17 protein-coding genes are annotated in these 19,188 nt (G+C 60.0%); 6 read left to right on the top strand and 11 right to left on the bottom strand.

Annotation, left to right across the window (positions count from 1 at the left end; translation table 11 throughout):
* Positions 1 to 88: 88 nt before the first annotated feature.
* The gene (locus M0D67_RS22515; protein ID WP_266239699.1) at positions 89 to 853 is read right to left on the bottom strand and encodes a flagellar brake protein; all 765 of its coding nucleotides are present in this window, start codon (positions 851 to 853) and stop codon (positions 89 to 91) included.
* 250 nt (positions 854 to 1,103) lie between these two features.
* Entirely contained in the window at positions 1,104 to 2,138 is a 1,035-nt protein-coding gene (locus M0D67_RS22510) for a LacI family DNA-binding transcriptional regulator (RefSeq protein ID WP_266239698.1), read from the bottom strand.
* A 196-nt stretch (positions 2,139 to 2,334) separates the two neighbouring features.
* Between M0D67_RS22510 and M0D67_RS22505 the strand changes: the two genes are divergently transcribed.
* The 5 genes from M0D67_RS22505 to M0D67_RS22485 all read left to right on the top strand — a co-directional run bounded on the left by M0D67_RS22505 (position 2,335) and on the right by M0D67_RS22485 (position 8,853).
* Positions 2,335 to 3,492, top strand: a complete 1,158-nt coding sequence (locus M0D67_RS22505; protein ID WP_154558513.1) for an ABC transporter ATP-binding protein — start codon at positions 2,335 to 2,337, stop codon at positions 3,490 to 3,492.
* An 11-nt stretch (positions 3,493 to 3,503) separates the two neighbouring features.
* The gene (locus M0D67_RS22500; protein ID WP_266239697.1) at positions 3,504 to 5,498 is read left to right on the top strand and encodes a beta-galactosidase; all 1,995 of its coding nucleotides are present in this window, start codon (positions 3,504 to 3,506) and stop codon (positions 5,496 to 5,498) included.
* Between the two features lie 74 nt (positions 5,499 to 5,572).
* A complete protein-coding gene (locus M0D67_RS22495) occupies positions 5,573 to 6,826 on the top strand; it encodes an ABC transporter substrate-binding protein (protein WP_266239696.1) in 1,254 nt (417 codons plus the stop codon).
* 166 nt (positions 6,827 to 6,992) lie between these two features.
* The gene (locus tag M0D67_RS22490) at positions 6,993 to 7,991 is read left to right on the top strand and encodes a carbohydrate ABC transporter permease (protein ID WP_266239695.1); all 999 of its coding nucleotides are present in this window, start codon (positions 6,993 to 6,995) and stop codon (positions 7,989 to 7,991) included.
* Between the two features lie 10 nt (positions 7,992 to 8,001).
* Positions 8,002 to 8,853 (top strand): carbohydrate ABC transporter permease, encoded by an 852-nt coding sequence (locus M0D67_RS22485; protein WP_054039020.1) that lies wholly within the window; start codon positions 8,002 to 8,004, stop codon positions 8,851 to 8,853.
* 37 nt (positions 8,854 to 8,890) lie between these two features.
* On the opposite strand, the gene M0D67_RS22480 is transcribed toward M0D67_RS22485, so the two are convergent.
* The 5 genes from M0D67_RS22480 to M0D67_RS22460 form a co-directional block, all read right to left on the bottom strand.
* Positions 8,891 to 10,078 carry a porin gene (locus M0D67_RS22480; RefSeq protein WP_266239694.1) on the bottom strand — a complete coding sequence of 396 codons (1,188 nt, stop codon included), beginning with the start codon at positions 10,076 to 10,078 and terminating at the stop codon, positions 8,891 to 8,893.
* A 93-nt stretch (positions 10,079 to 10,171) separates the two neighbouring features.
* The gene (locus tag M0D67_RS22475; protein ID WP_154558507.1) at positions 10,172 to 10,885 is read right to left on the bottom strand and encodes an ABC transporter permease; all 714 of its coding nucleotides are present in this window, start codon (positions 10,883 to 10,885) and stop codon (positions 10,172 to 10,174) included.
* Complete coding sequence (locus M0D67_RS22470) at positions 10,882 to 11,571, bottom strand: ABC transporter permease (protein ID WP_154558506.1); 690 nt, start codon at positions 11,569 to 11,571, stop codon at positions 10,882 to 10,884. The genes M0D67_RS22475 and M0D67_RS22470 overlap by 4 nt, the downstream gene beginning before the upstream one ends.
* A 32-nt stretch (positions 11,572 to 11,603) precedes the next feature.
* Positions 11,604 to 12,392 carry an ABC transporter substrate-binding protein gene (locus M0D67_RS22465; protein WP_168435562.1) on the bottom strand — a complete coding sequence of 263 codons (789 nt, stop codon included), beginning with the start codon at positions 12,390 to 12,392 and terminating at the stop codon, positions 11,604 to 11,606.
* The gene (locus M0D67_RS22460; protein WP_154558505.1) at positions 12,389 to 13,615 is read right to left on the bottom strand and encodes a M20 aminoacylase family protein; all 1,227 of its coding nucleotides are present in this window, start codon (positions 13,613 to 13,615) and stop codon (positions 12,389 to 12,391) included. Before M0D67_RS22460 ends, M0D67_RS22465 begins: the two co-directional genes overlap by 4 nt.
* A 165-nt stretch (positions 13,616 to 13,780) precedes the next feature.
* On the opposite strand from M0D67_RS22460, the gene M0D67_RS22455 reads away from it, so the two are divergent.
* The gene (locus M0D67_RS22455) at positions 13,781 to 14,734 is read left to right on the top strand and encodes a LysR substrate-binding domain-containing protein (protein ID WP_266239693.1); all 954 of its coding nucleotides are present in this window, start codon (positions 13,781 to 13,783) and stop codon (positions 14,732 to 14,734) included.
* 62 nt (positions 14,735 to 14,796) lie between these two features.
* On the opposite strand, the gene M0D67_RS22450 is transcribed toward M0D67_RS22455, so the two are convergent.
* From M0D67_RS22450 to M0D67_RS22435, 4 genes are all read right to left on the bottom strand, one after another.
* Positions 14,797 to 15,255, bottom strand: coding sequence for an energy transducer TonB (locus M0D67_RS22450; protein ID WP_266239692.1), 459 nt, complete (start codon positions 15,253 to 15,255; stop codon positions 14,797 to 14,799).
* 286 nt (positions 15,256 to 15,541) lie between these two features.
* Positions 15,542 to 15,940, bottom strand: coding sequence for a biopolymer transporter ExbD (locus M0D67_RS22445; protein WP_054039016.1), 399 nt, complete (start codon positions 15,938 to 15,940; stop codon positions 15,542 to 15,544).
* On the bottom strand, positions 15,937 to 16,590 hold the full coding sequence (locus tag M0D67_RS22440) for a MotA/TolQ/ExbB proton channel family protein (RefSeq protein WP_266239691.1): 654 nt from the start codon (positions 16,588 to 16,590) through the stop codon (positions 15,937 to 15,939). Before M0D67_RS22440 ends, M0D67_RS22445 begins: the two co-directional genes overlap by 4 nt.
* Positions 16,591 to 16,617: 27 nt before the next feature.
* Positions 16,618 to 18,963: a TonB-dependent receptor gene (locus tag M0D67_RS22435; RefSeq protein ID WP_266239690.1), complete on the bottom strand. Its 2,346-nt coding sequence runs from the start codon at positions 18,961 to 18,963 to the stop codon at positions 16,618 to 16,620.
* Positions 18,964 to 19,188: the final 225 nt, after the last annotated feature.

Genomic DNA, 19,188 nt, shown 5'->3' with positions numbered 1-19,188 from the left:
AGTGAAGGTGCCGAGGTTCAGCAATCCGGTTTGGAATCCGGTGCGATTCCAGCGCGGTTCGTGCCTGAAGGGACTTACCGGAAGGAACTCACCCGCGCGGCGTGAGCCTTTGACGCTTCGTTTCGAGTTGCGTAACGATACGCTGCAAGGTTCGCTCGGCCAGTCCCGGCGTCTGTACGAACTTGCAGCCGATCACTAAGCGCAGGTCGCCCTTCGGCGTAGTCAATTGCCGTGGCGCGACAATTTCCAGATCAAGCCGCAGCGTGCCGAAGCTGCCGAGTTGCAGCGTGACGTCGCGCAATACGGTGCCGCTTTCCAGCGCGCCGAAACGCGCATCGGCGGTTTTCAACGCCACGCCGCCCAATGACAGATCTTGCAGTTCCAGCCGGAACGAACCGCCGTCCACATACGGCCCGCTAGCGATGTACGGATCCAGCACGGGCGTTTGCACGCGGAAGAATTCGCGGCGCTGAACGTAGTACAGGAGCGAAGGGAAGGCTGCCTCGAAAGCCGGGCGTCCTTCGAACATGATCGGGTCTGCGTTGAGCGTCGTGAACTCTGTGCGAATGCCACCTGGCAAACTGCGAAAGATCAACTGGCGCGCAGACGGAAGCGCGGAATTGTCCAACTGCGTACTGCCGGCATCGAAGATAAAGCGGGCATTGCGCGAATCGACATCGAGTACCTGCGTAACGATCTGGCGGCCGTTGAATTCCACCGTCACGAAGTCCTTTCCGGCCATCAGCTTGCGCAGGCAAACTGCGATTTGCAAGGGATGGCGCTGCGCGAAGGTCGAGTCTGCGTCGGTGGTCTGTTCGGCGAGATCGGCGTCCAGCAGAAGATCGGCAGTCATTTGAGTATCCATGCTTGTTATGGCCCTGGCCTGGCCGGTTGGGGGAGCGCAGGCGGCATGTGAGTCATGCCGGCGCTCGGCCTTTTCCTGCTTTATTGCAGGGACCGTGCCAACTGCATGGATGGACTGATTGAAACGGTGTTTTTGCCGCGGAACCGCTTGATACGGGCGTTTGCGGACGGTGGCTCGGGAGGTGGGTGGCCGTAGGTAGGGTTCGCTACGTAACGTCCTCGATGCTGTTACGGCCACGTTACCTCGGGCGCGGCACCCCCGTCGATGCGCGCACAACCAGTTTCGGCGCGGAGGAAATCCGCATCGGCACGCTTGCCGCGACCTGGCGACCCGCTTGTCCATACGACGATTCGATCAACTCGCGCAGCAGCGATACCGCCAGGTCGGCGACTTCGACAGTCGGCACGGCGATTGTGGTCAACGCGGGCCGCGATTCGCGTGCCAGTTGAATATCGGTAATGCCGATCACGGACAGATCCCCCGGCACGTTCAGGCCAAGATCGGCGGCGGCGTGCATCGCGCCGAGCGCCGGCAGATCGTTGGTCGCGAAGATCGCGGTAAGTTTAGGATCGGCTTCCAGCAGCGCCCGCGCCGCGGCGTAGCCGCCTTGTATCGTATCGGGCGCATGCTTGACCCGTCCTTTCGGCGCGCCGGCCGCATGCAGCGCATCGACAAAACCTTCGTAACGGGCTGCGTGAATACCCGAAGCCTTGCTGCCGACAATCGCGCCGATCCGCCGATGCCCGAGCGCCAGCAGATGCGCGCCGGCCAGTTCGCCTGCCAGACGAAAATCGACCGCTACACATGGCAGCCCCGGCGGTTCATTCGGCCGTTCCCACATGCACAGCACTACGGGCGTGCCGCGCGATTCGGTCGTATGAAGGTCTGCAAAGTCCAGGTTCGCATTGGTGACGAGCACGCCTTCGGAAAGCGTCCCCGCGATCTGGTCGAGATAGGCCCGCCCGGTCAGCGGATCTTCGTTCGTATTGCAGATGATCACGAAGTGGCCGCTGCTGCGCGCCGCGTGTTCGACCGCGAGCGCGAACTCCGGATAAAACGGATTGGCAATGCTCGACACCATCAACGCCAGCGTCGGCGCGCGGCCCTCAGCGAGCGCGCGGGCGGCGAGATGCGGGCGGTAGCCGAGCGCGTCGACGGCGTCCAGCACGCGCTGCCGGGTGCTCGCGCCGACCCGGCCGCGATTGCGCAGCACGTTCGACACCGTGGCGGGGGTGACGCCGGCGTGACGCGCGACTTCGCTAAGGGTTGTCATAATGCGTATTCAATATTTGGGATGGGTGTCCGACATTTGCATCAAAGCCCAAGGCGCGGCACCATTTGCCGCACAGACAAAACGATATCGGAGACAGGTAAGGCCCCAGCGATCGGTAGCGATCGATTTTTTTCGGCCCTGCTGATTAAGCGCTTAATCTCCGACGTCGAGCCGATTAAATCACGGAGTCGATGCGATGGCGAGCATTTCGTTGAGAGGCGTGCAGAAGGCGTATGGCGACGGCGCGCTGGTGATCCGCGATGTCGATCTGGAGATCGGCGAGAACGAGTTCTGCGTGTTTCTCGGTCCGTCCGGCTGTGGCAAATCCACCTTGCTGCGGATGATCGCCGGCCTCGAAGACGTGACCGACGGCGACCTGTCGATTGCCGGCCGCCTCGTCAACGACGTCCCTTCGGCGCAGCGTGGTGTGGCGATGGTGTTCCAGAGCTACGCGCTGTTTCCGCATATGACCGTGTTTGAGAACATGGCCTTCGGCCTCAAGCTGGCCAAAACCCCCAAGGACGAAATCGACCGCAAGGTGCGGGAAGCCGCGCGCATCCTGCAACTCGAGGCGCTGCTCGAGCGCCGGCCAAAAGCACTGTCCGGCGGTCAGCGGCAACGTGTGGCGATTGGCCGGGCCATCGTGCGTGAACCGGGTGTGTTTCTGTTCGACGAGCCGCTCTCCAATCTCGACGCGACGCTGCGCGGCCAGACCCGCATCGAAATCGCGCGGCTGCATAAGCAGTTCGCCAAAGCCAGCGTGGTGTACGTCACGCACGACCAGATCGAAGCGATGACGCTCGCCGACAAGATCGTGCTGCTGCATGCGGGTAAGGACACTGAGCGCTACGGCAGCATCGCGCAGATCGGCGCGCCGCTCGAGTTGTACCACCGTCCGAAGAGCCGCTTCGTCGCCGGTTTCATCGGTTCGCCGCGCATGAACTTTTTGCCGGGGCGGGTGGCGTCGGTTGATCCGCAGGGCGTGATCGTCACGCTCGACGATACGTCCGAGAACGTGCGCGTGCCAGTCAGCGGTGATGGACTCCAGGCGGCGCAACCCGTCACGCTCGGCGTGCGCCCTGAACACCTCGAATTCATCGACGCGGCAGCTTCTGAAAATCCGCAGGACGCCGTTCTGATCCGCACCGTGTCTCTCGTCGAACAGCTCGGCGAGCACAGCTACGTCCACCTCGATCAGCCGGGCGGCGCCACGTTGATCGCCAAGGCGCCCGGCGACACACGCCTCGCGCCGGGCGACCGCGCGAGCTTGCGTGTGCCCAACCGCGCCTGCCATTTGTTTACCGAAGACGGCTTTGCCGCCGCTTTGCTCGAATCCGTCGAACACTACGCATAGAGGACATTCGGATGCGCCTTGGAGTCTGTTATTACCCGGAACACTGGCCGGAGTCGATGTGGGAAGGCGACGCTCGCCGGATGAAAGCGCTTGGCATCGAGCAGGTGCGTATCGCCGAATTTGCGTGGAGCCGGATGGAGCCAACGCTTGGCGAGTACGACTGGGGCTGGCTCGATCGCGCGGTCGATGTACTCGGCGCGGCCGGTCTGCAGGTCGTCATGTGCACGCCCACCGCGACGCCGCCCAAGTGGCTGATCGACCGTCATCCGGACATTTTGCCGATCGGCGCGGATGGCCGTCCGCGCGCCTTCGGCTCACGCCGACATTACGATTTTTCTTCACCTTCGTATTTCACGGCATCGCAGCGAATCTGCACGGCGGTCGCCGAGCGCTACGGCAAGCATCCGGCCGTTGCCTACTGGCAGACCGATAACGAATTCGGCTGTCATCACACGGTGGTCAGCTATTCGCCGGCTGCAGTGGGGCGCTTTCGCGAGTGGCTCAAGGCGCGCTATCAAACCATCGATGCGCTGAACCGTGCTTGGGGCACGGTGTTCTGGAGCATGGAGTACCGCAGCTTCGACGAGATCGACGCGCCGGTGGCGACTGTGACCGAAGCGCATCCGTCGCACCGGCTCGATTACCGGCGCTTCGCCTCCGACGAAGTGGCGCGCTATAACCGCATGCAGGTCGAGATCATTCGCGCGCATTCGCCGGGGCGGCCGGTCGCGCACAACTTTATGCAGCTCTTTACCGAGTTCGATCACTACAAGGTGGCGGCCGATCTCGACATTGCCGCATGGGACAGCTATCCGCTCGGCGCGCTCGAAGAGCAGTGGTTTGCGCCGGACGTGAAAGCGCGCTGGTTGCGCAGCGGGCATCCCGACTTCGCGTCGTTCAATCATGACGTGTACCGCGGCATGTCGAAGCTGCCGTTCTGGGTGATGGAGCAGCAGCCCGGTCCTGTGAACTGGGCACAGTGGAACCCGGCGCCGCTGCCCGGCATGGTGCGGCTATGGAGTTGGGAGGCGTTCGCGCACGGCGCGGGTTGCGTGTCGTATTTCCGTTGGCGCCAGGCGCCGTTCGCGCAGGAGCAGATGCACGCTGGTTTGAATACGCCCGATAACCGGCTCGATGTGGGCGGCAACGAAGCGGCGCAGGTTGCCGACGAGATTCGCGCGGTGCTCGCCGCGAACGCCGACGCCAACGCTGCGATCCGCTCGAAGGTTGCGCTCGTCTACGACTACGAAGCGAAGTGGCTCTTCGAGATTCATCCGCAGGGCGCGGACTTTCACTATCCGCGCTTCGCGTTCGAGTATTATTCGGCGCTGCGCTCGCTTGGACTGGATGTCGATATCGTGCCGGTCGATGCAGCCCTCGACGGCTATCGTTTGATCGTCGTGCCGCCGCTGCCGGTTGTACCTGCGGATTTTGCCGCCCGGCTCGCGAGCTCGGGCGCGCAAGTCGTGCTGGGTCCCCGCACCGGTTCGAAGACGGCAGACGTGCAGATTCCGGCGAATCTGCCGCCGGGCGCGCTCGCTTCTGTATTGCCGCTGCGTGTGTGGCGAGTCGAATCGATGCGGCCGAATGTGACCGAAGCTGTGCTGCTCGTGGATAACCAGGAAGCGACCGCAGAGGACGGCGTTGCGCGCCACTGGCGCGATTTCATCGACAGCGACAGCGATACAGCGGATTCGCTCGACGTGCGTGCCCGTTTCGCTGACGGTCATCCTGCTTACGTAAAAAGCGGCGCGTTTCATTACCTTGCGAGCCTGTTTGACGATGCGCTTACCGCTCGCCTTCTGAAGCAGATCGCCGAAGAAGCGGGCGTCGAAACGATATCGCTCGGCGACACCGTCCGTTTCAGCCGCCGTGGCGCGCTGACCTACGTGTTGAACTACGGCGATCAGACGCACACGCTTGCCGATGTCGCCGACGACGCTTTCGTGATCGGCTCACGCGCCATCGAACCGCAGGGTGTGGCCGTCTATCGATCGGGCAACTGATCGATAGCGCTGAACGAAGGATTCCATGCAGTAACAACAACGACGCAAAATCAAGGCATAAAGGAGACAGCAACATGGCACTGAAACCTCGCAAGATTCTGCTGGCACTCGCGCTGGCTGCGGCCGCCGCGGGCGTGTCCGTCGTCAGCACGGCGCAGGCCGGCACGCTCGCGGTCAACATCGCGTTCAAGGGCGCGAGTCAACGGGCAGTCTGGCAGTCGATCATCGACGACTTCAAGAAAACGCATCCCGGTACCGACGTGAAAGTGTCGTTCGTCGATGAAGAAGCGTACAAAGTTCAGTTGCCCGGTTGGCTCTCCACCGTCGCGCCCGATATCGTCAACTGGCATGACGGCGAGCGCATGGCGTATTACGCGCAGCGCGGCCTCTTCGACGATCTGAGCGGCGACTGGGCGAAGAATGGCTGGAACGACATGTATGCGTCGACGAAGGAAGCGTCGTCGTATAAGGGCAAGCAGTACGCCGCCCCGACTGTGTATTACTCGTGGGGCATGTTCTATCGCAAGGACCTGTTCCAGAAGGTCGGCATTGCCGGTGAACCGAAAACGTGGGACCAGTTTCTCGACGACTGCAAGAAGCTGAAAGCAGCGGGCATTACGCCGATTGCCGTGGCTGGCCGTGACTCGTGGACGCTGGCCGGCTGGTTCGATTATCTCGATCTGCGCCTGAACGGCAACGCGTTCCATCAGAAACTGATGGCGGGCGATATCGCGTACACCGATCCGCGCGTGAAGAAGGTCTACACGACGTGGAAGCAACTGATCGACGCCGGCTATTTCATCGACAATTCGCTTTCCTACGATCTGGATGCGGTGCAGCCGTTCCTGTTCCAGGGCAAGGCCGCGATGATGCTGATGGGCACCTTCATCACGGGTGGTTTCCCGCCGAACGTCAAGCCGGAAATGGGCTACTTCCAGTTCCCGATCATCGACGCGAGCGTGCCGACCGCCGAAGACGGTCCAGTCGAATCGCTGCATATTCCGTCGAAGGCGAAGAACAAGGCGGATGCGCATGCCTTCCTGGCGTTCGTCCAGACGCCGGAAAATGGCGCGAAGCTGGCGACCGGTCTCGGCTCCTTGTCGGCGAACAGCAAATCGCCGGAACCTGAGGATCCGATTTCGAAGATTGGCTTCCAGATTCTCGCGAATACGAAGGGCGGCATTGCGCAGTTCTACGATCGCGACATGACGAAGGAAATGGCCGATGAAGGGATGAAGGGGATGCAGCAATTCATCTCCGATCCGTCGAAGCTCGACGACGTGCTCGTGCAACTCGAGCAGACGCGTAAGCGGATCTATAAGAAGTGAGCGGTGGTGGCCCGGGCTTGGGCCTTGGTCTGGGCCGCTAATCGCTGAATCAGATTGGCAACTATGTTGCATGGGACCAGGGTACGTGCTTTGCACCAACTCTGGTCGACAGCTTTGCATGGGACCAGAGTAACGCGCTAAAGCGCGAACTCTGGTCGACAGGAGAATGATCGTGTCGCATTCCGTCACCCGTCACACTGTCGGCGGCCCTGCCGAACCGGGCGGTCCTGGCTTGCCCGCACCGGGCGTACCGGCTTCGGGCGGTGCATTGCGCGGCGGGCCGCCTGGCGCGGCACGCCGGCGCCGTCCGTCGCCGACCGCGCGCCGGCAGCGGCGAGCCGCTTTCCTATTTCTCGCGCCGGCCTGCGTGATGGTGGCGATCTACGTCGTGTGGCCGATCATCTCGACCGTGCGCCTGAGTTTTTTCAACTGGGATGGGATGACCGACCCATCTTTCGTCGGCCTCGCAAACTATATCGAGTTGTTCCATACGCCGACGTTCTACACGGCGCTGAAGAATAATCTCATCTGGCTGCTGCTGTTCCTGCTTGCGCCGCCGATGGGGCTCGCCGTCGCGCTCTATCTGAACCAGGCCGTGGCCGGCATCCGCATTGTCAAATCGCTGTTCTTCGCGCCGTTCGTGTTGTCGGGCGTGGTGGTTGGCTTGATCTTTTCGTGGTTCTACGACCCGACCTTCGGCTTGCTCGCGGTGATTCTCGGTCACGGCGTGCCGGTACTCGGCGACCCTCGTTACGCGACCCTCGGGATCGTGTTCGCCGCGCTGTGGCCGCAAACAGCGTATTGCATGATTCTTTACCTGACCGGCCTGACGTCGCTGAACGCCGAGCAGATCGAGGCAGCGCGAATGGAGGGCGCACGCGGCTGGTCGATGCTGTGGCACGTGATCCTGCCGCAATTGCGGCCGACCACGTTCATGGCGATCGTCGTCACGGTGATCGGCGCGTTGCGCAGCTTCGATCTGATTTCGGTGATGACCAGCGGCGGACCGTTCGAAAGCTCGACGGTGCTCGCGTACTACATGTACGACCAGGCAATCAAGTACTACCGCATTGGGTATTCCGCGGCGGTGGCAGTCGTGCTGTTCGCCATCATGCTGGTGTACATCGTCTATCACCTGCGCCGCATGCTGCGCACCGAGCAATAAGGAGCCGATCATGTTTCCGATCCCAATCGACAAATGGAAGCCGGTGACGCGCCGCGCGTACAAACTGACGTTGCCGCTCGCGCTGCTGATCTGGTTGCTGCCGATGATCGCCGTGCTCGTGACCTCGGTGCGCTCGACGGAAGAACTGAGCGAAGGCAACTATTGGGGTTGGCCCAAGCACTTCGCGATGTTCGATAACTATCGCGAGGCGTTGACGACCTCGCCGATGCTGCATTACTTCTGGAACAGCGTGCTGATTACGGTGCCCGCTGTGGTGGGCTCGATTGCGCTTGCGGCAATGGCGGGATTCGCGCTGGCTATTTATCGGTTTCGCGGGAATTCGACGTTGTTTGCAACGTTTGTCGCGGGCAATTTCGTGCCGGTGCAGGTGTTGATGATCCCGGTGCGGGATCTGTCGTTGCAACTTGGTTTGTTCAATACCGTGAGCGCGCTGATTCTGTTCCATGTGTCGTTTCAGACCGGATTTTGCGCGCTGTTTCTGCGGAATTTCATCAAGCAGTTGCCGTTTGAGCTGGTCGAGGCGGCGCGGATCGAAGGCGCCAATGAGTGGACCGTGTTCTTCAAAATCGTATTGCCGTTGATCCGTCCCGCGCTGGCGGCATTGGCGATTCTCGTGTTCACGTTCGTGTGGAATGACTATTTCTGGGCGCTGTGTCTGACGCAAGGTGACGACGCGGCGCCGATTACCGTAGGCGTCGCGGCGTTGAAAGGGCAGTGGACCACGGCGTGGAATCTGGTTTCGGCGGGGTCGATTCTTGCCGCGTTGCCTTCGGTCGCGATGTTCTTTGCGATGCAGAAGCATTTTGTGGCGGGATTGACGTTTGGGGCGACGAAGGGGTGAGGGCGCGTTAGAAAAAACGCGCCCATCAGGATCCGGGTTAGAACGTATGCCGGATCGCCGCGCGGACAACAATCTGACTCGATGACGACGACAGGTCCTGTGCACCGGGCACGTATGCCTGATCCAGCGCCGATCCGGTCGCGTCGCCGGTGATCTTCTGAAACGCGCCCTGGAGGTAGATATCGGTGCGCTTTGACAGGTTGTAGTCCGCCATCAAGCCGACTGTATGAATCTTCGGTCGCACACTACCTTTCGTTGCATCGTAGTTCTCCAGCGTGTAGACGTATTGTGCTCCCACTAAGAACGCCGGCGTGAACTGATATTTTCCGTTCAGTTCGAAATTCTGATACTTCAAGCTGGTCAACGTGCCGCCTGCCAGTGCCCCGCTAGTCGGTTCGATGCTTTCCTGTGTGCTGAGGTAGGCGACATTCGTGGCTGGATTGCTGATGTTCGTGTTGGTATAGACGAAACCAAGCGTCGCCGGGCCCAATGTGTAGTTGATCCCTGCGCCAAAGACGCGCAAACGCTCCGATTGAAAGTTCGCGTCTGCGGCGACGGTCGAACTCGAACCGGCAATCGCGCCACCGGATGTCGATCCAGGATTGTCTGCATTCAAATAAGCGGCGGCGATCAACAGCCCGCCGTAGGTGTACTGCGCGCCAACACTCAATTGCCGGTTGTTGGCGAAGCCAGTACCGCTGCTGAAACTATACGTGCCGCCAAACTGGAGGCCGGCAACATCCGGGCTCGCATACTTGACCGTGTTGTTCACGCGGAACGTGTTATCTGTGTTGTCGTTGTCGAACGGGTGGGATAGCAGATAGCCTCCCCAATTGCCGTTGGCTGTCGTCAGCGCAAGATAGTCGACCACCGAATCGTATTGGCGGCCAAGGGTAACTGCCCCGTACCGTTCGCTCTCGATACCGACATATGCCTGGCGTCCAAACCCCAGGCCACCTTGCGCGAGCTTGCCGTTGTTGACGTTGAAGCCGCTTTCGATCTGAAAAAGCGTTTTGAACCCGCCACCCAGATCTTCGGCACCTTTCAGTCCCCAGCGACTACCTTGTGCGTAGCCGCTTGCCATTTCGTACACGTGGCTTGCGCCAACGTTATTCGTGAAGTCGAGCCCCTCATCGATGACGCCATACAGCGTTACACTACTCTGCGCAAATGCCGACGTTGCAAATGCGGACGTTATCGCAATACAAATAATTGTTTTGTTCAATTCGTCATCCTTAACGTATATTTCTTTTCTGCTCGATTGTCGTTGGCCAAATCAACGATTTGCCGGAATGGCAAATAGAGCGGCAAAGCGCCGTCAACCACTTCTTGGTTTCAGATACGCCAAAAGGCGTCGCTCCAGTTGACGAAACATCCAGACCAGGGCGAAAGCGATCATTGCGTACAAAAGTGCTGCAATTCCAAATGCCTCGAACGACGCGTACGTTGCCGAATTGACATCACGAGTCACTTTCAGAATGTCTGGAATCGTCGCGGTGAACGCGAGTGTGGTGGAATGCAGCATCAGAATCGCTTCGTTGCCGTACATGGGTAACGCGCGCCGCAGCGCCGAAGGCAGAATGATTCGCCGGTAGACGGTAAATCTGGACATGCCGACTGCGATCGCTGCTTCGATTTCTCCATAGGCCGTCGCCTTGATCGATCCCGCAAAGATTTCCGTTGCGTAGGCGCACTCGTTCAGCGCGAATGCCAGCAGTGTGCAGTTCATCGCATCACGAAAGAATGCGTCGAGCAGCGCATGCGAATGCACGACATGCAAGCTGTACAGTCCCGTATAGCAGATCAGCAACTGGACGTAGAGTGGTGTTCCACGAAACACGTAGGTGAACAGCCAGACCGGTGTCGACAGGAACCGGTTGCGCGATGCGCGGGCCACCGCGAGCGGCAACGCCGACATAAATCCCAGTCCGAGCGATGCCACCAGAAGCCACAACGTGACCGCGAGCCCGGTGAACTGAAAGCCATCGGTGTACAGGTAGTTTTGCCAGTACTGCCGGACAATATCGATCATGTCGCCACGCGCCTCACACCCGCGGAATACCGTACTTCGAGCCGCCACAACACCACATTGGATAGCGTTGTTATTGCCAGATAGATCGCACCGGCCACGATCGTGAACAGAAAGAAGTTCTGTGTCGACTTGCCGGCATCCTGCGAGGCCTTGACGACATCTGACAGTCCGATGATCGACACCAGTGCGGTCGCCTTGACGATAACCTGCCAGTTGTTGCCGATACCCGGCAACGCAAGTCGCATCATTTGCGGAAACATGATCCGAGTGAACACCTGCCAGTTGGACATGCCGAACGCCATGCCCGCTTCCAGTTGTCCCCTCGGCACGCCCATGAATGCGCCGCGGAATGTCTCGGTGAAATACGCACCGTAGATGAAACCGATTGTGACGACACCGGCCGAGAACGGATCGATATCCCTCTGGTTGAAACCAAACGCGTCCGTGATGTGGTTCAACACGATCTGGATGCTATAGAAAAGCAGCAGCATCAGCACGAGATCCGGCACCGCCCTGATCAAGGTCGTGTATGCGACACCGAGCCGCACGACGTAACGGCGGCTGGACAGCCTGGCCGCCGCACCGCAGAGTCCCAGCGCGAACGAAACAAGTAGCGACAGCAGCGCAAGCTTGATCGTTTCGCAGGTGCCGGCCACGAGAGCCGGCCCGAAGCCTCCGAGTATCATTTTGTCTCCTGTAGTGGCTGGCTCAGACCGGCTCACTTTGCGCCGTAGATATCGAAGTCGAAGTACTTCCGGTTGATTCGTGCGTAGGTCCCGTTTGCCAGCACGGCAGCTAGTGCCTGATTGAATGCGTCACGCAGCGCGACGTCCTCCTTGCGAAGGCCAAGACCGTCGCCTAGACCGAAATACTTTGGATCGTCCAACGCCGGGCCGGCAAACTTATAGTCCTTGCCCTCCGGTTTCTTGAGAAAACCGTCGTTCGCTTCGATCGATGCCTGAAATGCCGCATCGAGCCGTCCCGAGATCAGGTCCGTGTAAACCTGATCCTGGTTCTGGTAGGCGACGATCTGCACGCCAGCCGGTTGCCACTCCGCTTTGGCGTAATCCTCCTGGCTCGAACCCTGTTCGACGCCGACACGCTTCCCCTTTAGCGAAGCGGCGGTCGGCAGTAGATCGGAGGTGCGCTTGACGACCAGTCGTGCCGGCGCGTTGGAGATCTTGTTCGTGAACGCGATCTGCTGCATGCGCTTGGGTGTGATGGTCATCGAAGAGGAGATCGCATCGAACTTTCTCGCCAGCAATCCGGGGATCATTCCGTCGAAGCTGGTTTCGACCCATACGCAGCGGGCGTGAAGTTCGGCACAGAGCGCATTTGCGATATCCACGCCAAAGCCGGTCAGCTTTCCGTCCGGCGTCTTGAACTCCAGTGGCGGGTAGGTTGGGTCCACCGCCAGCCTGATTTCCTTGCCGGACCAATCGGCGGCACTGGCGCTGCCTGACAGCGCCATCAAAGCAAATGAGATCGCTGCAAGTGTCTTCTTCACGTGTGTTTCTCCTCAACGTCGTTGTTGTACTGCTTATGTTCCATGCGAACAGGTTTTGCCAGAAAGCGTTCGGTCAGCTTGACCCAATAGGTGGCGCCCACTGCCAGGCAGCCGTCGTTGAAGTCATAGCCGGAGTGATGTAGCGCGCAACTGCGTTCGCCGTCTCCATTGCCGATCACGAGGTAGCTGCCGGGGCATTTTTCAAGCATGCATGCGAAGTCTTCGCTGGCTGTGAAGGGTTCGAGGTCGTCGATGATGGACTGGGTGCCGAACCAGTCCGCCGCCACCTGGCGCGCGAAGTCCGTTTCCCTGGCGTGATTGATCAGCACTGGATGACAACGGAAGTAGTCGATTTCCGCATGCGCGCCGAAACTTGCCGCCTGCCCGTGCACGAGTTCGTGAATCCGGCGTTCGAGCAGGTCGCGCACGTCCGGCGCAAGCGCCCGGACGGTCAGCAGCATCTGCGCCGATGACGGGATCACATTCGACGCGACGCCCGCATGAATCGAACCGACGCTGATGATGGCCAGATCGCGCGGGCTTACGTTACGGGACACGATACTTTGCAGCGCCGTCACGATCGAAGCGCATACGACGATCGGATCGATAGCCTTGTCGGGCACGGCGCCGTGTCCTCCACGACCCACCACGCGCACGGTGACGGTGTCGGCAGAAGCCATGAATGCGCCGCTGAAGAAGCCCAGATGCCCTGCCGCATAGCCGGGGACGTTGTGGAGCGCGAATACGGCGTCGCACGGAAAGCGTTCGAAGAGGCCGTCTTCCATCATTTTTTGCGCGCCGCCGAGACCTTCTTCTGCAGGCTGGAAAATCAGGTTGAGCGTGCCTGAGAAGGCGCGTGTTTCGGCGAGGTACTTTGCTGCAGCCAACAACGTGGCTGTATGCCCATCGTGGCCACATGCGTGCATGACGCCGTCGTTCCGGCTGGCATAGGGCAAGCCCGTCGTCTCGCTGATCGGAAGTGCGTCCATATCGGCGCGCAGTCCGAGGGACGGCCCGTGTCCGATCTTTAACGTGCCCACTACGCCGGTTTTACCTACGGCACGCGTGACCTGATAGCCCCACTTGCTTAGGCATTCGGCGACCAGCTCGCTGGTTGCGACCTCCTGCAGACCGAGTTCCGGATTGGCATGAATACGGTGACGCAAGCCGATCATTTCCTCTTGAATGGCTGCGATGCCGGGCAAAACGAAGTCTTGAACCATCGATGAAGTCCTTTGAAGAGCGGGCAGCCCCGGCTGTCACAGCCTAGCTGTTCGGGCTTCGGGCGTTGCAACTGTCTGCACTGGTCGGAATGCTATTTAGCTAAATTTCGGGGGTGAAGCCGCAGTTTTGTTATGCTGACAACCATTTGTTGTCGGGGTGGTTTCGTGAAGATTCATCAATTGCAGGCGTTAGTCGCCAGTGCCGAAGCGGGCAGCATCAGGGCGGCGGCGCGGTCGTTGGGGATTTCTCAGGCCGCTGTCACGCGTTCGCTGCGCGAACTCGAAGCCACTGAGCAATTGCCGCTGCTGATACGCGCGCCTGAAGGAATCAGCTTTACCGAATATGGCAAGGCGCTGCTGACGCACGCGCGACTGGTCCTTAATCAGTTGGAGCACGCGCAGAACGACCTGGCAAGATTGCGCGGCCGGGCGGAGGGACGGCTGAGTGTTGGCGTGACGCCGTGGATCACGTTGACGTTTCTGGCCGAGACGGTATTGCTGTTTCGCAAGCGAATGCCCGATATTCAGCTGGAACTGTTCGAAAGCCTGATGGCTGTTGCGCAACCGCTTCTGCGCGCCGGCGATATGGACTTCGTAATCGGGCAGTTGCATCCGTCTAATGCCAGCCAGGAGTTTTCCTGCGAACCGGTGTTGAATTACGAGACGGCCGTGATGGTTCGCCGAGGACATCCGCGTCAGCACTGCCGTTCGATTCACGATTTACTCGATCAGGACTGGGCACTGAATTTCGCGCCTGACGGCCAGGACGCGCTAATCGACTACCTGTTCACGCGCCACGGTGCGCAGATCGAAGCGAACCGCATTGTGCGGGCTCATTCGTTAGGAACACTTCAGATGCTGGTTGAACGTGCCGATATGTGCACGTGGTGTCCAACCGTTCTTCAGACAACGCCATTGTTTCAAGGCCAACTGATGGCTCTAGCGCTGAAAGAACAATTCGATACGCGACAACTGAGCATTGTCACGCGCCGCAATAGCACGCTCGGCGGCGCGGCTCGTTGCTTTATCGACTGTCTCCTGCAAGTGATCCGCAAGCACGCACGGTCGGCGAAGAAAGAAGACCTTGTGTTGTTTGAGACGTTGACCCTGCTCGTTTGAGCATCAAGGAACTGCACTCGTGATGCGATCATTACCAGCCTTGGCGAACAACTTTCAGCGCCCTAATTTACGTTGAAATGCACACGGATATCCTGCCGGCTTTCGACTGGATGTCCAGCCTGCATCGCCGGAAAGAACCGCCATCTACGGAGCGCTTCGAGCAGGATCTGATTGAGGCGCGGGTTGGCGGTCGGCTTGACGAGTTCGACATCGACTGAGCCGTCAACGTGAATGGCGAAGCGAGCCGTGGCGACGGTTTGATATGCCTGGTCACGTAAATCGTCGGGGAGCTCCGGCAACGGTTGAGCAATGGCGTGCGCGGTTGCTTCGGCGGACGATGTGGCCGATGGCGTGGCGTTTGCTTTTTCCTCGGCAGAAGGGCCCGCAGCACGCGCTGGCGGTTCGTTCGCCACTTTCGGCTCTTCCGCCGCGGGCGTCGACTGAGCCGGCGCAACGCTGTGCACCGAGCGCACGTCCGGCTTCGATGGCGCAGGCGTCGTCGTGCGTGCTTGTGCTGACACGTGAGAGTGCGGATCTGCAGCTTGTCTTGGCTTCGCCGGTGCGATCGGAGCGGGCATAGCATGAGTAGCCGGAGCCGCAGAAGGATTCGCAACCGGAACATTCGGAGGATCGAGTTCCACCACCCGCATCTCGAGTGGCTTATCAGGCGCATGCACAGACGGGGTTGTACCCAACCATCGCCCCAACTGAAACAGGAACCCGATCCACACGACTAGCGCGACCAGCACCGCTAGCGCGATCCGTATCCGCGGAGAATCGTCCATAGAGGCCGCGAGGCGCATCCTGCTACTCACGACGCACGGCGATCAAAAACCGCTCAGCACCCGCGCGGCGCGCGGCCAGCATCGCCTGAACGACCACGCCGTGGCCTGCCGCGTCGTCAGCGGCGATCACAACATTGCCGTCCGCTTGCAGCAGGCGTTTTACCGCCGGCTCGACCTGATCGAGATGGACGGACTGATGATTCACGAATACCTCATTGCTGCTGTCCACTGAAATAGTCAGGGGTTCATGGGCCGCCATCTTTTGCGCGCTGCCGGCAGGGAGGTTGACCTTGAGCGCGTCGAGCCGCTGCATCGCGAGCGATGCGAGCATGAAGGTCGCCAGAAGAAAGAACATCACATCGATCATCGGAATGATTTCGATGCGACCGCGCTTCGCCGCGCGCGAGCGCTTGAACTTCACGGCTGTGCTCCCGCGGACGTATCGGCAACGGCAAGACGGATTTCGCTGAGCCGCGCATTCGCGAACGACTCGAGTTCATCCATGAGTCGTTCGAGCCGGCGGGAAAAATAGTTGAACGCAAAAAGCGCGAACAAGGCGACGACGAGGCCAATCGCGGTTGCCACCAGAGACTGGGCCACGCCGCCGGTCACGCCACCCGGATCGACGAGGCCATCGCCGCCGAACAACTGGAACGAATGCATCATGCCGACGATGGTGCCCAACAGACCCAGCAAAGGCGCCGCCGTCACGATGGTCTCCAGCACCCAGAAACCTTTGCTCATGTCGCGTTCGATTTGCGCGGCAACCGATTGCGCCTTGGCCTCGCGTAGCCACAGCGGTACAGAAGGATCGGGCGCCCACGGCGCGCTCATGCGTCTGAATGCGTTCTGACTGGAGACATCCTTCAATCTGCCGGGCCAATCGAGGGCCGAGCCGTCCGCCGCAATGTCGTGTGTGCCACGCAGCGTGCCCGACAACCGGCCGAAACGCAGAAACACATAGGCCCGGTCGAGGGCAATGGCGGCTGCCAGAATGGCGAGTATCGTCAGCGGATAGATGACCCATCCGCCTATGCGCAATGCCGCTAGAACGCTTGTCCAATCTTGCATGCTTTACCTCTTCGTAGCTGGACAGAATCAGAAATGCTTGGTGACGCCGGCATAGACGGCGAAATGCGGACCGTACTGCGGTGCGCCGACGCCGATACCCGACCCGTCGCGCAACTCATAGACGCGGTTGAACGCGTTGATCACGACGAGGCGTGCATCGAATTTGCCGATGAGAGGCTGATTGAAGTGCTGTATCACCCCAAGATTGACTTGCGCATAGAGCGGCAGCCGATCCGTGTTCGCAAAGCCGCTGCGCAAACCGCTTCCTACGAGTCCGTCGAACGTGAAAGTCGTTCTGCCGAGATCGTAGGTCCCACCGAACGATGCAGTGATGCGTTGGTCGTGATCCAGATAGACCCAGTGATTGTTGATATAGGCGAGTTCTGCCGGGTCGAAATTGAACTGCGCTGAATCGATCTGCGTGCCTTGCGCGCGGCTCCACGCGAGATTCATGTACGCGGATACGTTGTCCTGTTTATAGTTGGCCGTGAACTCGACCCCATACACGCGCCCCTCCCTGTAGTTGAACGGAGTGAAGATGAGCGCGGAGCCGAACTGTCCTTCATCGAGCAGGTTCGCCGACTTCTTGTAGTAAGCGTCGAGCCCGACCGTCACGTTCGATCCAAGACGCTGGGTCACACCGAGATCGAAATAATGGCTGCGTTCCGGTTGCACCTGATCGTTCTGGTTCGATGGACTCTGGTTGGTCGTGCCATTGAAACGGCTGATGGTCGAGCCGGACACCAGCTCGAACGCAGGCGGCGTGAAATAGCGCGCGTAACCGGCATGGAGGGTCGTGGCCGGCGTCAGCGTATAGACAAGTCCGATGCGGGGGCTAAGCTGGCTTGCGCTGACATATTCGTCCATCTTGTCGTAGCGCAGACCATAGTTCAGCGTGAGCTTGTCCGTGATTTTCCACTCGTCCTGTACGTAGGCGCTGTACAGATAACCGGTCTTGCTGCTGGAGTCCTGAATATTGAAGGGCTGATCGGAAAGCTGGTTGCCGTTGCTGTCCGTCGCGAATACGTTGACGCTGTCGTTGAACACGGCGTGTTCTTGCTGAAAGAAGAGGCCCGCCCGGACCGTATGCCTGTCGTTCAGCCGCCAGGTCGTGTCCACCTGTGCGCCACTGGCCGAGTTGCTGTGAAAATCTTGCGACGCCACGCCGTTAAAGAGCAGATCGCCGACCGGATCGGGATTGAATTGCGTCCGCGTGTAGCGGGTAAACAAGGCAACCTGATAGTCGAGTGCGCCTCCATTGGTGCCCTGGAGGGCCACCACGGCGAAGTTGTTCAACTCCGATTGCGTTTCGTTCAGTTGGCTCGAATCGAACGTGTTGCTGCCGTTGAGTGTGAAGTTGGTCGGCAAGCCGGGGGTGTTGGGAATCTCGAACTGGTTGCTTGTCGTGCCGAACATCACGCTCACGCGGGTGAGCGGGTTGATGATGTACGACATGTAGCCGAACGCATCGCCCTGACGGGTGTGATCGTGAATCGCGTTGGCACTGGCAGTGGGATTCTCGATCCCGAGGTTGTTCATGCCGAGCGAGCCGCTGAAATAGTAGCTGAACGGCCCCTGATTGCCGAATACATCCGCGCTGGTCTTGATCGTCTGATGGCTGCCGCCGAACACATCGATAGACCCACCGTTGCCGGCATCGCCCGTCTTCGTGCGGATGTCCACCACGCCTGCCGTGCGATAGCCGTACTGCGCCGGTAACGCGCCGGTGAGCAGGTTCACCTGGTCGATGATGCGGGTGTCGAGTGCCTGGCCGAAACCGCTGATCGGCTCGGGAATGATGATGCCGTTGATGCGGTATTGCAGGTTCGCATGATCACCGCGCACGTGCAGTTGCCCGTACGAGTCGCTCGCCACGCCGGGCGCTTGTAGCAACACCTGGTTCAGCGGCGTGTCTTGCCCTGCGGGCAGCGCATTGATATCGGCCTGGCTGAAGCGGTACACGCTGCTGCCGGTTTCTGGCAACAATCCGTTGCGGGCCCGATCGAGACGCTTTGCATTTACCTGAACGTCGAGTGTGTCGCTTTGAGCGAGTTTGACGCTTACTGCGCTTTCTGTACCCGCAGTCGTGGTCGCCATGCTGCTGCCGCTCGCAAATCCCGGTGCCGTAACGACGATCGCATAAGTCCCCGGTGTCACATGGCCGATCGCGAAACGGCCGTCTGCATCCGTCTTTGCCTCATTGACTGCGGCGCCGCTTGCGTTCTGAACGCTCACGGTGGCGTTCCGGACGGGCTTGCCCGCTGCGTCGGTGACGGCGCCCGTCACCGAACCTTCGTCGGACGCGGCGTGGGCATGAGCGGCGATAGCGAACAGCAGCAGGGCTGCATGGGAGACACGCGTGCGGTTTTTCATCTTTATTTATTCAGGGTGGGCGCTGGGTGGATGTGTTTTCTGTCTTGTTGACGTTCTTCCTGCGTGCGATACGGATGACGAGGCGTGCGCTGACTGGTCCCGATCAAGCGGGCACCTTGCCGTCATCCGTGATGAGGAATGTTATATCATTACATTGCAAAACAAAAATGACAACCCGAGGGAGGGCACGGCGAGCGATTGGGGAAATCGAGGAGGGGCGTTTTA

This window comes from Paraburkholderia sp. SECH4, from assembly GCF_030511745.1.
GTDB classification, from domain to species: Bacteria; Pseudomonadota; Gammaproteobacteria; order Burkholderiales; family Burkholderiaceae; genus Paraburkholderia; species Paraburkholderia madseniana.
This window is presented reverse-complemented; position numbering and strand designations above follow the sequence as displayed.